Annotated in this window: 12 protein-coding genes; 7 read left to right on the plus strand and 5 right to left on the minus strand. The window is 40.5% G+C overall.

What is annotated here, in order from left to right; all coding sequences use genetic code 11:
• Positions 1-39 precede the first annotated feature (39 nt).
• On the minus strand, positions 40-3903 hold the full coding sequence (locus X939_RS22990) for a GEVED domain-containing protein (RefSeq protein ID WP_084299411.1): 3864 nt from the start codon (positions 3901-3903) through the stop codon (positions 40-42).
• A gap of 1812 nt (positions 3904-5715) precedes the next feature.
• Between X939_RS22990 and X939_RS22995 the strand changes: the two genes are divergently transcribed.
• The 7 genes from X939_RS22995 (at position 5716) to X939_RS0110440 (ending at position 10782) form a co-directional block, all read left to right on the plus strand.
• Complete coding sequence (locus X939_RS22995; protein ID WP_052353434.1) at positions 5716-6099, plus strand: DUF6088 family protein; 384 nt, start codon at positions 5716-5718, stop codon at positions 6097-6099.
• Between the two features lie 64 nt (positions 6100-6163).
• Positions 6164-6445: a hypothetical protein gene (locus X939_RS23000; protein WP_131694710.1), complete on the plus strand. Its 282-nt coding sequence runs from the start codon at positions 6164-6166 to the stop codon at positions 6443-6445.
• Between the two features lie 130 nt (positions 6446-6575).
• Positions 6576-6872: an Arm DNA-binding domain-containing protein gene (locus X939_RS0110420; RefSeq protein ID WP_025763203.1), complete on the plus strand. Its 297-nt coding sequence runs from the start codon at positions 6576-6578 to the stop codon at positions 6870-6872.
• A gap of 316 nt (positions 6873-7188) precedes the next feature.
• The gene (locus X939_RS0110425; RefSeq protein ID WP_262485434.1) at positions 7189-7878 is read left to right on the plus strand and encodes a site-specific integrase; all 690 of its coding nucleotides are present in this window, start codon (positions 7189-7191) and stop codon (positions 7876-7878) included.
• A 273-nt stretch (positions 7879-8151) separates the two neighbouring features.
• On the plus strand, positions 8152-8892 hold the full coding sequence (locus X939_RS0110430; protein WP_025763205.1) for a hypothetical protein: 741 nt from the start codon (positions 8152-8154) through the stop codon (positions 8890-8892).
• A gap of 245 nt (positions 8893-9137) precedes the next feature.
• A complete protein-coding gene (locus X939_RS0110435) occupies positions 9138-9920 on the plus strand; it encodes a type IV toxin-antitoxin system AbiEi family antitoxin (RefSeq protein ID WP_025763206.1) in 783 nt (260 codons plus the stop codon).
• Positions 9901-10782 (plus strand): nucleotidyl transferase AbiEii/AbiGii toxin family protein, encoded by an 882-nt coding sequence (locus X939_RS0110440; protein ID WP_025763207.1) that lies wholly within the window; start codon positions 9901-9903, stop codon positions 10780-10782. Before X939_RS0110435 ends, X939_RS0110440 begins: the two co-directional genes overlap by 20 nt.
• 165 nt (positions 10783-10947) lie before the next feature.
• Here the strand turns inward: X939_RS0110440 and X939_RS0110445 are convergent, their stop codons facing one another.
• From X939_RS0110445 to X939_RS0110460, 4 genes are all read right to left on the minus strand, one after another.
• Complete coding sequence (locus X939_RS0110445; RefSeq protein ID WP_025763208.1) at positions 10948-11322, minus strand: hypothetical protein; 375 nt, start codon at positions 11320-11322, stop codon at positions 10948-10950.
• A gap of 679 nt (positions 11323-12001) precedes the next feature.
• Positions 12002-12289, minus strand: coding sequence for a hypothetical protein (locus X939_RS0110450; protein WP_131694709.1), 288 nt, complete (start codon positions 12287-12289; stop codon positions 12002-12004).
• Between the two features lie 140 nt (positions 12290-12429).
• Complete coding sequence (locus tag X939_RS0110455; RefSeq protein ID WP_025763210.1) at positions 12430-12855, minus strand: hypothetical protein; 426 nt, start codon at positions 12853-12855, stop codon at positions 12430-12432.
• Positions 12848-13435 carry a hypothetical protein gene (locus tag X939_RS0110460; RefSeq protein WP_025763211.1) on the minus strand — a complete coding sequence of 196 codons (588 nt, stop codon included), beginning with the start codon at positions 13433-13435 and terminating at the stop codon, positions 12848-12850. The genes X939_RS0110455 and X939_RS0110460 overlap by 8 nt, the downstream gene beginning before the upstream one ends.
• Positions 13436-13496 lie beyond the last annotated feature (61 nt).

Raw genomic sequence — 13496 nt, forward strand, 5'->3', positions numbered from 1 at the left:
AGGGGAGCAAAAGTTAACTAGATTGGAGCTAAAGAAATCCTATCGCTCGACTGCGACTTTATGTGTGCTGTATGTACCGTCGGTAAGTATAATTTTCACCAGATAAATACCTGAGCCCAGTCCACTCATATCAATTCCTTTTGCTGAAACCTGGGAGGTTGAATTATAAACGGTCACACCGTGGATATTAATGATTGAGACTTCTTTCACTTTATCCAGAGTTATTACCTGCCCATTTACATCTTGTACGTAAAGGTAATCTGAAACAGGGTTGGGGTAAAGATTAAGTTTTAAGCCAGTCTGTTCAAACCATACACTTCTAATTCTGCTAAAAGAATAAGATGCATCCCTGTCGAGCATTTTCAGGCGGTAAAGGTTTTCACCACCGGCAGTTTCATGATGGGTAAATCGATAATCTGCCAGCTCTTTACTTTCACCTTTGGCGGCCACACTTCCGATTTTTTTCCATTCCTTGCCGTTCAGACTATGCTGTATTTCGAACGACTCACTATTGATTTCTTCCGTGGTTGACCAGTTTAAAATTGCCATATTTTCTTCTTTTGATACGGAGAACTTAGTGAGTTTTACTGGTAGTGGATCTGCTTCAATAACATAGTCTTCCACTTCGCCGTCGTTAGTAGCACCCACGTAGTCATAGATGGTTAAGTTGGACGCAATACGGAACCTTGCATATTTGCTCACTGCAGTAGTACTTACATCTGACCAATTGGCAACAAAACTTCCGTTGACAGTTCCGGCTGGTACGCTGACGGGCTCAGATGCTTCCGAAGGTTCAAAAGTACCATTATTGTCCCAGTCAATCCACGCTATTGCAGTGGATGCTGTACTACTCGTATTTGTTGCTGAGAAGTTAACAGTATAAGATTTGGTAGCTTCTGTAATTACTGTAAATGCGGCCACCCCGTCTTCATCATCAATATTATCGTTGTCATCGCTGGTAGCTAGTGTTCCCCACATGGGAACGGACTCCGCATCAGGAGCGAGTGCTCCAAAGAAAATATTGGAAGATTTGATCATGGCTCCACCAGCAGCCGTTGTGGTAGACTGGTCATAGTCATAGCTGCTTGGAGCATCCCCAAAGTCATAAGTTGCTCCTTCAATACCAATTCTGCATGACGTGGCATTATCGCATCCTGCAGATGATACCCCCATCAGTGTGATGTTTACGTAGCCATTGGCTCTATCCTGATCACTGATCGTGTAGGTGCCTGCAGGAGCCGATGCAGAACCAGTATTGGTAATCAGACCCGACGTTCCACTGGTCCAGGTACTGTTAACAGAGTTTGTGGCGGTTCCGGTCAGAGATATGTTCGTCGTACTGAAAGGGACTGCCGAGCCGCAGCTTGCCGTTGTAATATTTAATGTGGGACCTTTGTTTATTTTAACAGCTTGAGCATCTGATGCGGTATTACTTTTGCCTGTACTGTTGTACTTCGTAGGCAGATTTGATATTGTAGATGCTAGGTTGAAAGTCGCTGTTCCCGCACTCAAGTCAATTTTAAACGTACTGGTGCCGGGAGGGATCTGGTATATGGTAAGTTCCTGACTTCCAGATTTACCATACAACGCATTGGGAACAGACGGATAGTTTGGGTCCAGTACATTCGCCTGTGCTAGTGAAAGCCCGTTGGTAGCATCGTAAGGTTCTCCGCCGTAAGTAGAACCTGCACCTGTAAGATTGAGGTTTTGAAGTGCATTGTACATCGACATTGTATTGGGATTGGAAATTGTTACCGTTGCAGTGACAAAATTACCTCCACCACCACACACTTCTGTGGGCTCAATGTCTACCGAAGTTGTAATGGGCCGTGCTGGCTGCTGCGTACAAGGGGCCGGCATCTTAAATTCGTCACCCGTATTTACGGCTCCATTATACCCCCTGATGCCATTGGTGCTTCCTACGCTAAAGGGGGCATTGTTTGGTAGTATGGTAGCATTGGCAGTTGAAGTCGTTACTCCCGCACTGTTCTGGTAGGTGGTGCCCGTGGTACCGGTAGACATATCGTAAGTGTATGAGGTGGTAATACACTGACCTGCCGGAAGGGTTGCAGTCGGAACCGTCCTGTATTTTATCTCTAGCGACGCTGGAAAACCATTAGGCTCTTTAAAATATACGACCCCCCCGTTGTCGGCAGGGAAACTGCCGGTCATAATGATATTTCCATCCGTACTCCAGCTGGTATTATTAACAATCGCCTGGACCAATGACGTAACATCAACGGTTACAGGAGTAGCGTCTCCATACGAAAATGATGCCTTGACGGTCGCTCCGGACTTTTCATGTTCGTTCCAGATGCCATCTGCGGACGTGTTGTTAAACGGTATATCTGTAGTCCTGAAAGTGGCTTTTACATTCATTTCCTGGGTCCTTCCTGGGGCATATCCTACCGCTCCGACAATAAACTTTGCGCTTGTGATTACCGCATTTTTAGGAATAGGTTTTGCTCCTATCGGGAAATTCCAGCCCACCCTTTGGCTAGGGTGACCACCCATGGCATAATCATTTAAAATTGTAGATGTAGGCCCGCTGCTGGAGCCATCGTAGCCATTCCTAGCTCCGTCTGTCGAGGTTGGTAAGTTATACGTTCTGGTAATATTAGGGCCTAGCGGGGCTTCACTTGGGTTACTTGTAGAGCTGATTAACGTTGCAGATTCAAGGCTAGGGTAATCGGTAATGAGCACATCAGTGGCATCTACCGCACTGGTATTACATACCTGCACATTGTATACCGCATGCCTGTTACAGTCAATCCCAGCAAATACCTTGCTTACTTCGAGTACCGGCCCAGTAGTAGGGCAACCCGTTGCCGTAAACACGCCACTCATATTATTGGTTGCGCCCCCCTCGCCGGATACTGCCAGTACATTACTCAAGTTATAAGCCAATGGCGGTGCTGCATTTGCAGGGTCAATGTTCACAACAGCGAATAATTTTCCTACTCCAGCAAGCGACGGGGAGGTATAGCTCAGGCTGGTACTGCTGCCCGGTGCAATAGTCTGACCTGTATGCGATGTGCTTGTCAGTAGTTTGGTAGTGGGCAAAGTAGGGTCGCCGTTGTAAAAGCTAACATGTAAAGGTCCATTGAATACAGCTGTACCGACATTATCCACCGTGTAGGTGGCAGTTCCTGTATTACATTTGGCTGCATCCAGGGCGATTTTAAGATCCCATGCCTTGCTCGTCCCTGAGCAGAGGCTATTAATAAGATTTTGCAAAATTGAAATGGCATTGTTTTGCAAGTTGCTATAGCTTCCACCAGAAAGGTACATTCCTGGCGAAGCCACATTCGTTCCTTGTAATTTACTACATTTTGTAGCATCGTCTAAAGCAAGGACCATGATATAGATTCCTGAGCCTTTGATTTGGCTTGCTAAAGTTGTGATACCAGCCTGCACTTGCGAACAATATGCATCTGTCATCAGCACAATCACTTTCGGAGCCGTACGCCCTGCAATCGGAGTAATGTTAATTTTGCTATATGCCTTTTGAAGAGCCTGGTAAGGATCTGTGCCACCGAAGATGGTCTGACGTGAATTGGCATAGCTGATCAGATCGGATACATTGGTGGTATAATTTTTTCCTGCAGATGGGAAATTATATTGCTCCCAGGTATTGGTATTGGCCCAGTTAGATACCGCAATACGGTTGCCCGTTTCTCCAGTCCCCAAATTGATACTTTGGGCAAGCTTTCGCACAAATGTTTTACCCTGGCTGTTTTCTACCGCATCGATTGATCCACTTTGATCATTGGCAATGTGAATATCCAGGGCACAGGTTTGTTGCGCATATGCAGATTGCATTGCCATAGCCATCAGAACCATAGCCAATCGCATAGTTCCAAATATGGTATTTCGAATATTTTGAGTCGATGTTTTCATCATTTAATATTTATAGTATGTTGAAGAGTGTCTTTTTTTATTGGTACAAATGGTTTTAGCATATTGATGGTTTTACTATCATACTGGTTTGTAGGATTAATTAGTGACAAGGAATTGGAGTAAATATGAAATTAAAGTCCTAACAGTAATCAGCTCTGAATATTCATAGTAGAATCGCTGACTTTTTGCAGTCATGCCCTGTTCGGTTCGAAGAGAAGGGTTTTCTAAATAACTTCAAAAAGTAGATACTAACCTGGTAGTTCCACTCTTGAAGTACTATTGAGGAGTATGCTGGTAGCTTATTAGCTGTTCCGTTTTTTTACACTTTCCTAGAAGTGTTTTGAAAACGCATTTTTCAGAAATGAAGATGTAATTATGTTATTTTCATGATAGTGCTCATTTTTAGTAATTAAAAAGTGTATAGTTTAATTGATAATTCACATTGGGTTACTCTAAAAACCAGAGGCTTTCAGACAGGCTATGGTTATGGGTACGTTATCTTTGGTCACTTTTGTTTTATAATCTTATTAGAGGCATTAAATGATTGCAGGATCTGCTATCTATGAGCCTTGAAACCAAAATTAAGCAGGCTGACAGACATTGATCATCTACTTTCTGTGTTGGGAAGTCCAGAGTTATTCCTACATCTGCTAGAAAATTTTGTCAGCTTTGGTTGGAACACTTTTAAGGATAAAATCTTAATGCTAGTCTTTCTGATACAGTATTTAGTATTGCACTTCGAAAAGATGATTCCGGACTTGAAGATTCGGTTTCAAGTAAAACTCTAAAGAATTCGGTCCGAATCACTATACATTTATAGCCCGGATTTAAGTCATATATAAGTTTCCGGCCAAACACACCCGACTATTTTCGCCAATTTTATACGGTTCATGTTATATTGGTTATCGTTTTCTTGCTAAATAAAATAGAAATTTTATGCGATGATTATTTAATTTAAATCTATTGTACAAAGCTGTATAATATTATAAAATATACAAATTGACTTATTCATTATTAATTAATTATTGCTACATGTATTAATATCATTAGCAATAATTTGCTAATGATGTTATATATGCCGGATACATTAATATTATTGTTGAATAGTTGGTTTAGTTTATTATTGGTTACTGTATACTTATGTTAATAGATGTTCAGTATTCCTGGATGGTGGATAAATGTCTTAGCTTTTAATTTTAGCTCGTCCCATGGTACCTGAAATTGTCTGCATACTCCGGGCAGTTTCCAGAATCTGTCTTCGTACGGTCGTTTTCCTCCTAGCTAATAACCAGTAGGAAATGAGGAGGAACACCACTGCTAATAAGTCATGTTTTGATTGGTGATTGAGGGGAGGGGTGAATGGGAAATTATTTCTAATAAGATGCTACCCCCGGCGGGGCTAAGGTTTGGACTTAAAGGTGTATAGAAGGCCAAGGCCTTTAAATGACAGGCTTTATTAAGCTGTTGGATTAAATCTCAAAGTAGAGTAATTGAAGGTTCTGGACAAGGTTCTTGAAACCTGGAAACAGTACCCAAGAGGGGCAAATACACCTTGCCTAGTATTTCCTGACCTAGCCAAACTGCCTGATCTAACAAAATTGTATAAAGTTCAGAGTTTTATCAAGACGAGAGTTCGTAGTTGTAATGACTATTTGAAGAATGTATCCAGGAAATTGGAGTTGACGAAACCGTGGTCCATGCATTTAACCTGCCACCTATTTACATATATATCTGCAGACGTATTCCAATTTACGGCAACAAGTATTCATTTGAGCGAAAACTTGACTGGTTTTCCAGGCATGCTATTTTTGTAGCATGTTAAGTATATCTGAAAAAATAACGCAAAAGATCAACAGCATGCCCGAAGTTATTATTTTCGGGTATGAGCAGTTACCTATCAATCGGGAAGAATTCTGGTCAGCAGCTAAGACTATGGAGCGTTTGCAGACGAAAGGTCTGGTTAAAAAGCTGTCTAAGGGCAAATTCTATAAGCCTAAAATGACAGTTTTTGGAGAAAAACAGCCTGGGGAACAAGATATCCTTAAATCCTATTTATATCAAAAAGGGCAGCGTACAGCCTATATCACCGGGATCAGCCTTTATAACCAGCTCGGGCTAACCAGTCAAATACCTTCTGTTATTCAGATAGCAAGCAGATCACGCCGTAACATCAGTGGTATCGGGTGCCATCAAGGTTAGTCCGGTCAAAAGCTATGTAGAAGTTACCGAGCAAAACTATCAAATTCTTGGTTTTCTGGACGCTATGAAGGATTTGAAACAAATCCCAGATGTAGATATTTCGGACGCAGTGGCACTCTTTAAAAACAGGATAAAGGAATTGGAGCAAGATCAGCAAAGCCAAATGATTGCTTTGGCATTATCATACCCGCCACGAGTAAGGGCATTGCTTGGGGCAATGGTGGAGGATGTAAACGTCGGAATCGATTCGAGTCGGCTTAAAGAAAGCCTTAATCCGTTAACAAAGTTTGAGCTGGGGAAATCTGACACAATTATGAAGACTGTTTCAAATTGGAATATCCAATGAGATTGATTACGAGCATTTTAATTTAAGCTAAAATCCGGCAATGGTGCGGCAATGGAAATGGCTAAATAGTGGCATCTATGCCTCCATCTATACTCTCAAAGAACTTTGCTTCGATTTTTAGAGGTTATTAATGACATCAGACAAACAATTCAATTTCACAGTTCAATCAATTTCTGCGCTCACTTCCCCGGATAAAGGTATTGTTGTTTTTAAGGACATAAAAGAAAAGGGGCTCAGTCTTTACATTACTGCCAACGGTATCATTATATTTTTTGTAAGGAAACGTGTAAAAGGTAGAGACGAAAGGATACTGATTGGCCAGTTTCCAGATATCAAGATTGAGCAAGCAAGAAAACGTGCTGCTGCTTTAAAGGGTTTGGTCGCCTCTAACATAGATCCAAAAGTTGAGGAACGTAAGGAAAGCTGAACCGGAAAATATTCGGTGATTTATTCCATGAGTATATTGAGCGATATAGCAAGCTTCATAAAAAGTCATGGTTATACGATGAAAGAGAAGTGAAAAAGTTTCTCTCTCATTGGCTAAAACGTCAGCTGTCTGACATTACCAAAGTTGAAGTTCAGCGACTGCATGAAAAGATCTTCGCTGAAAATGGGTTATATCAAGCAAACCGTATACTTGAGCGCATACGAGCAATCTATAATAAAGGGATAAATGGGGTTGGGAGGGTGTCAATCCAGCGATAGGAATAAAAAAATACTAGGAGAAAAGTAGAGACAGGTTCATTCAGCCTCATGAAATGCCATGCCTCCTTAAATCTCTGAAGGAAGAGACCAATCAAACAGCAAAGGATTATTTTTTAATCCTATTACTTACAGGTGTACGTCGGACAAATACCCTAACAATGCGATGGACAAACATTGATTGGGACAGTAAAGAATGGCGTATTCCGGATACGAAAAATGGTGAGCCATTAACAGTACCGTTGCTAGACAAAGCTCTGGATATTCTAAAACATAGGAAAAAATCATCAAAGAGCGACTGGGTATTTCCTAGTGACTTTGATAATGAAAAACATCTCGTAAATTTTAAGCGTCCTTGGAGGAGAACGTTGCAAAAGGCTACGATTTATTCATGGCTTCGTGATGAAAGATTTTCGAAGCTGATTGACACTGACAAATTAAGCGTCAGCAGTTATGAAGCGGTGGATGAGTTTTATGAACAAATTTTGTTCAAAGCAAAAAGACAAAAAATAGAGCTGACCAAAGGATTAATGGATATCCACATTCATGATATCCGCAGAACTTTTGGCAGCTATCAAGCCATCACAGGTGCGAGCTTGCAGATAATAGGGAAAAGCTTGGGACACAAATCTCCACAATCTACGTTGGTGTATGCACGCCTCAATCTTGATCCAGTCAGAGCCTCGATTGAAAAGGCCAGCAACGCAATGTTCAATCCTATTTCGATATAGAAGTGTTGGAAAAGTGGAGAGGGCAACTCTATTTTTCTTTTTAGCTCTTGCAACAGCTTCTTCAAAAGGAATTTGAGGAAGAAGGTGATTCTTGACTTAAAAACAATTTTGAACTATTTATTACTAGTGCCTTTTGGTAGGCCTGCTCATCCGTGTAAAGATTTCATCAACCGATAGATAGATCATACAACCTTATCCCAGTTTGTTATCTGATCACAGCTTACGGATGCAAAATATCCAGATGACAGCCTTGGTAACATAAGGATTGTATCCATGACACAAGTAGATTATTTCAAACTACAAGCCAAAAACCTGTTTAAAGATTTCAAGGAAAAAGCACTAAAGCGATTTCCTGACGACGCTGAATACATTGTGACCCATGAATTTGGTTATGATAAAGAAGGCTTCAGCCTGATGAAAGCCCAGCACATCATTGCCCTCATGTCCGGCTTTGAAAAATGGGCAGATTTGGCAAAAGCCCCTGATGATCAGCTAAAAGTAGCTAAATTACTGTTTGATTATCGCGACAGCGTCAACGTGGAAGAATGGCAAGATTACGTTTTCGGTGTCGAGATGGACAATGATGTTAAACTTGATCCCGATGCACAATTTCAAATTCTAAGTCAGGTATGGTTAGGTCTACCCCCTGAGGAAGCGCATCCCGATATTCGCCAGCCACAAGCTGAAGATCAACACCTTGCCAAAACCAAAACGCCGCAACGAAAAAAAGCACCAAATGGACAAATCACCGCACTTCCATTGAATCCAATAGATCGTGCTGATTTTATTGAAACAGCAAATGAGGCTTTCGAGGATGTCATGGAACGGATAGAGCCAGATAGTCCAGACCTAACGCGCGAGCTTTGGGATGTTGAGTATTATGTGGACACCATGCTGACGCCAGATATGTTGCCGATAAACAAGGGTCATGCCCTGTCACTGGTTGAGGATTTCCTTGTTCATCATGTGATCGACTTAGCGACGCAGGCGGACAGGACGGCAGCGAAAGCTTAGTCGTGCGCAAAAGAAGCAATAAATAAACCTTGGGGCTGATCTAGCCTAATCTATATCAGCCCCAAGAAGAATGAACATTCTACCGCTGGAATATATTCAAAACGGCTCTGTTTTCCGGCTCAGGAAACTAAACGGCACATAAAAAGGTTTACCAAACACGCAATTTATAAACTATAGGTTTATAAATTGCGGTAATTATGAACTTTATGCGTTACGAAGTTTGTTTTAATCTGTATAAATAAACTATGAGTATATCAACTGAAACCAAAATAAACCTTTTGTTGCAAGGCTGGCCCTTAGGGACGGTCTGTGCCACATCGTGGCTTAATCAAAAGGGATATTCTAATCAGTTGCTCAACCGGTACAAAAAGAGCAGGTGGCTAGAATCCTTTGAGACAGGCGCAGTGAAGCGTGTCGGCGATTCAGTAAGTTATGATGGGGCTATCTATACCTTACAACACCAACTCGCTCTCTCCATCCATCCAGGGGGTAGAGCTGCTTTATCCTTACTGGGTAAAGCCCATTATCTGGAATTGGCTCAGTCCAAAGTCGATTTATTCGGCGCTGAGAAAGAAGTATTGCCAGCCTGGTTCAAAAACACAGATTGGGGCATAAAGCTGGTCTATCACCAATCTGCTTTTTTACCTGCCGGAATAGGTATGACAGAAGTGACCGTTAAATCATTTTCCATCAAAGTGTCGTCGGCAGCCAGGGCGATGATGGAATGCCTGTATCTGGCCACTACCAGCCAGGATTTAGTAGAATGCTATCAGTTGATGGAAGGGATGAATAACCTGCGCCCTAATTCGGTTCAGCAACTTTTAGAGCAATGTAAATCTATAAAAGTAAAACGCCTATTTCTTTATATGGCAGAAAAGGCAGATCACCAATGGGTTCAGTATCTGACCATCGAAGAAATCGACTTGGGGAAGGGCAAACGCAGTTTCGTTAAGAATGGAAGTTATGTTCCCAAGTATCAGATAACAGTACCCAAAGAAATGGAAGAGAATGGAAAACAAACTTTATAAACGACAGGTCGGCTTACTTCTGGATGTATTGCCAGAAGTTGCAAAGGAAAATTGTTTTGCACTCCACGGCGGCACTGCTATCAATTTATTTGTTCGCAATATGCCTCGCCTGTCTGTGGATATAGATTTAACCTATCTGCCGATTGAAGACAGGGAAACATCTTTACGCAATATCGGGGAAGCTTTGGAAAGAATACAGGGACGGATTGAGAAGACGATTACGCCTGTTCGTGTGCAGCATAAAAGGGAGATTGCAAAGCTTCTGATTTCTTCACAAGGGGCGGAAATAAAACTAGAAGTCAATTTGGTCGGGCGGGGCTCATTCAAGGGACCGGTAAAAATGCGCCTTTGTGAAAGAGCTCAGGAAGAATTTGATGTATTTACCGCTATTCCGGTTGTTCCATTTGGGCAACTTTTTGGCGGAAAAATATGTGCCGCCCTTGACCGCCAGCACCCACGGGATTTATTTGATGTTAAATATCTTTTGAGCAATGAGGGATTTTCTGATGAAGTCAGACAGGGTTTTCTCTTCTGCCTACTGGGTAGTGACCGACCAATAAATGAAGTGATCATGCCGAATTTTCAGGATCAGCGTTTGGCTATGGTTAACCAATTTTCGGGAATGAGCGCTGAGGAGTTCAGCTACGAGGAATATGAAGCCATAAGAGAACAACTTGTTACGACGGTCAACGAGAACCTGACCAAATCAGATAAAGCTTTTCTTCTGAGTTTTAAAAATGCAGAGCCCGATTGGTCCATTTATGATTTTGAGAGGTTCCCCTCGATTCAATGGAAACTGCGTAATTTAAATATCCTAAAACAACGCAACCCTGAAAACACCGGGAACAGTATGAGTTATTGAAAGAAAAGCTCGGCTAGTCGTGTATTAGGAAGAAATTTCAAATCAATACATTTTTAAGCTCTTAGACGAACCGGTTACTAGATATATAATTGTTTGAAGAGTATATTATTATCGTAAAGTACCTTCCACTTGTATCAATAAAACCTTCCGGATCAGATGTATATTTCATATATAAAAATCAAAAACTACCGCAGCATAAAGGCGGATCAATTTGAGGCTTCCCCATTTACACAAAATATATCGAATTGAAAGAGCATTCCAAGTGGAATGTAAAAATGCATTAATTTGGTCTTGTTTACAAGTGGCACCGCCAAAATGTTCCAATGCGTAGGTGGCTTCAAAACGCATCGCATGCTTAGCAGCTAGTGAATAACCGACAGCATACCCAGGATTTGACAATAAATGATTTCTTTCCGGTATAGATAAATTATCAGGTGATGGGCCATTAACTCTGCCATTTGCATTCTTGGAATTTCCGATTTTTGCAACGGCATTCGCAACATCATTTTTACACAATGTATTGTAATATTCGAAGATCAATTCAATTTTAGATAAGGCTTGTTCTTTTGTAGTAATGCCCGGAATATCCTTATAAATCTGTTTTAAATCAGTTTCTGATATGTCTTGATCAAAATTTACTTGCGGATATTTTTTTAAGCTGTTTTGTAAAACTTCATGTAGTTCGTCAAGAGAGATTATTTTCTTTTCCCCGCTACTTCTTGTATTATCAGACCCAGATAATTTATTGTAATATGCCTCAAAATCCTGCGTGGATTGATTGAAAAGCTCTTATGGGAATGTTGCGGGTATCAAAACTTTCACTCCCTTGAAATCAAATAGCTCTGTTGTTGCAATTTCGGCTTGATTTGAAGGAGTTTTCACTTCCGGTTCGTTACAGGATAAGAGGGCAATTCCTAGTGGTGATGACAGTAATAATTTCTTATATGTGTTCCTCATAAATGATTTGTTTCTATTGTTTGTTCGTTACCTCAATACTGGTAAAGTGAACGTATTGACTGATAGGTTACAAAAAAAAACGACAAGCGATGGAATATTTGTATTATAGGCATTTTTAGAATATATTTAATATTGCGATGAATAAAAGAAGTTAGAAGTAGATAGCGATTTTGACACCCGTATAAAGGCCGCTATTTGATAATATAGGACGAGATTTTTTAGTCCTAACTTTTAATTTAACCCTTTCTAGTAAAGCCGTTAACTATTGGATCTCAATTCTGTCATCGTATACAAAGTAAGTAGAGGAGGGCGGGCCTTGATATTTATAGTCTGTAAAGTATCCAGTTTTAAGCTGAAGTGAATCCGTTGCAGATGTAAATGCTGTAATCGTCACATCGCCGTCTGGCATGTTAAAATGTTCTCTGACATTAAAAGTAAGCCCTACACTAATTCCAGGTTTTATATTCTGATAGTACCAACTGCGCTTTCCATTAGCACCACGTATCCATACTTTAAGAAGATCCTGATCAGTTTTGTTGGTGACTATCATTCTGACATCATCTTGTCGACCCGGAGTACTCTTTTCGCAAGAGGCTATGCAAACTAATACTAAAAAAAGAAAACATTTATTTAGGCTCTGTGGCATAAGGAATTTTTGTAATAGCTTCATAGTTAATTTTTTGAGTCTATTCATTTGTCAAAAGATGTCTTCACAGCCCCTAATCTATGGATGAATAGTGTTTTAATTTTTACCTCCCTTGCAGGAATAGGCACACCTCCTATGTGAGCGTTTTTAAAGACTGGGGCGTGAGTAAAGTAAACAACAATACTGTCTTTTGAATCTTCACCTAAATGCCAATCGTAGAAATCCTTCCAGTAGATATCATTGACGGCTTGTCTGTCAAAATTGATAAAATCTAGCTCTGACTTTGGCCAATACCCGTATTTTTCTCTGTAGCTCAACAATGATTTACTGAAATCATATGGAGGTCTTATTTGTTTCCTCAATTTCCTAAAATTCATTGGGGGCATATTTGCACCCAACTTTTCTGTACATGAAACATGCAAAAGACAAAACATCAACAAAGAGACATAAAATATAATAAACTTATTCATATTTTTTCCTGATCAACCACCCGAAACGAAGCTGAATTGCTGGTGATAATGAAAAAGATCCCAGATTTTCTTTTTCAACTCCGTATCCTAAACTTAGACCTAAGCCTAGTTCAAAGCTTCCGTTCTTAGCAAACGACCTCTGTATCCCCCATTGTGGGGTGCAATAAATACCAGACTGGTGGTATAGACCTTTGTGTACAATAGGTGCAGTCTCGTAAGAAAGCGATACACCCACAAAATTGCCTATGGTTTGCTTCTTTTTAAGAGCGGCTGGCTTTATGCGGTAATAATGTCGACTACCAATAGTGAGAAATGGATTTATCGTATATCCAAATTTAGAATTTATTCTGCCACTGGTAAATATAAATGCGCTACTCAAACCACCGGACAACACGATATTATTTTTCTGAGAGACATTAATTTCCTGCTGATAAGAAAATCCAAACCCATCTATATTTACTTTCTTTTGCGAGAAAGTGTGAGATAACGTGTCGATATTGCTATTACGAAATTTTACTTCCCCCTTACCTACAAGTGGTAGTAGGAAGAGGGGAAGTAAAAGTATAATTCTTATATTCATGCTATTGGATTTATAACCATCTTTTTTGGTATTTAATCATCCATATTATATAACTGAGACT

The sequence above is a fragment of the Dyadobacter tibetensis Y620-1 genome (genome assembly GCF_000566685.1).
GTDB classification, from domain to species: Bacteria; Bacteroidota; Bacteroidia; order Cytophagales; family Spirosomataceae; genus Dyadobacter; species Dyadobacter tibetensis.

Bases quoted from the DNA above. Each gene is read 5' to 3' on its own strand.
- X939_RS22990 (WP_084299411.1), bottom strand. From the start codon at position 3,903: ATGATGAAAACATCGACTCAAAATATTCGAAATACCATATTTGGAACT.
- X939_RS22995 (WP_052353434.1), top strand. From the start codon at position 5,716: ATGTTAAGTATATCTGAAAAAATAACGCAAAAGATCAACAGCATGCCC.
- X939_RS23000 (WP_131694710.1), top strand. From the start codon at position 6,164: ATGAAGGATTTGAAACAAATCCCAGATGTAGATATTTCGGACGCAGTG.
- X939_RS0110420 (WP_025763203.1), top strand. From the start codon at position 6,576: ATGACATCAGACAAACAATTCAATTTCACAGTTCAATCAATTTCTGCG.
- X939_RS0110430 (WP_025763205.1), top strand. From the start codon at position 8,152: ATGACACAAGTAGATTATTTCAAACTACAAGCCAAAAACCTGTTTAAA.
- X939_RS0110435 (WP_025763206.1), top strand. From the start codon at position 9,138: ATGAGTATATCAACTGAAACCAAAATAAACCTTTTGTTGCAAGGCTGG.
- X939_RS0110440 (WP_025763207.1), top strand. From the start codon at position 9,901: ATGGAAAACAAACTTTATAAACGACAGGTCGGCTTACTTCTGGATGTA.
- X939_RS0110450 (WP_131694709.1), bottom strand. From the start codon at position 12,289: ATGATAGTCACCAACAAAACTGATCAGGATCTTCTTAAAGTATGGATA.
- X939_RS0110455 (WP_025763210.1), bottom strand. From the start codon at position 12,855: ATGAATAAGTTTATTATATTTTATGTCTCTTTGTTGATGTTTTGTCTT.
- X939_RS0110460 (WP_025763211.1), bottom strand. From the start codon at position 13,435: ATGAATATAAGAATTATACTTTTACTTCCCCTCTTCCTACTACCACTT.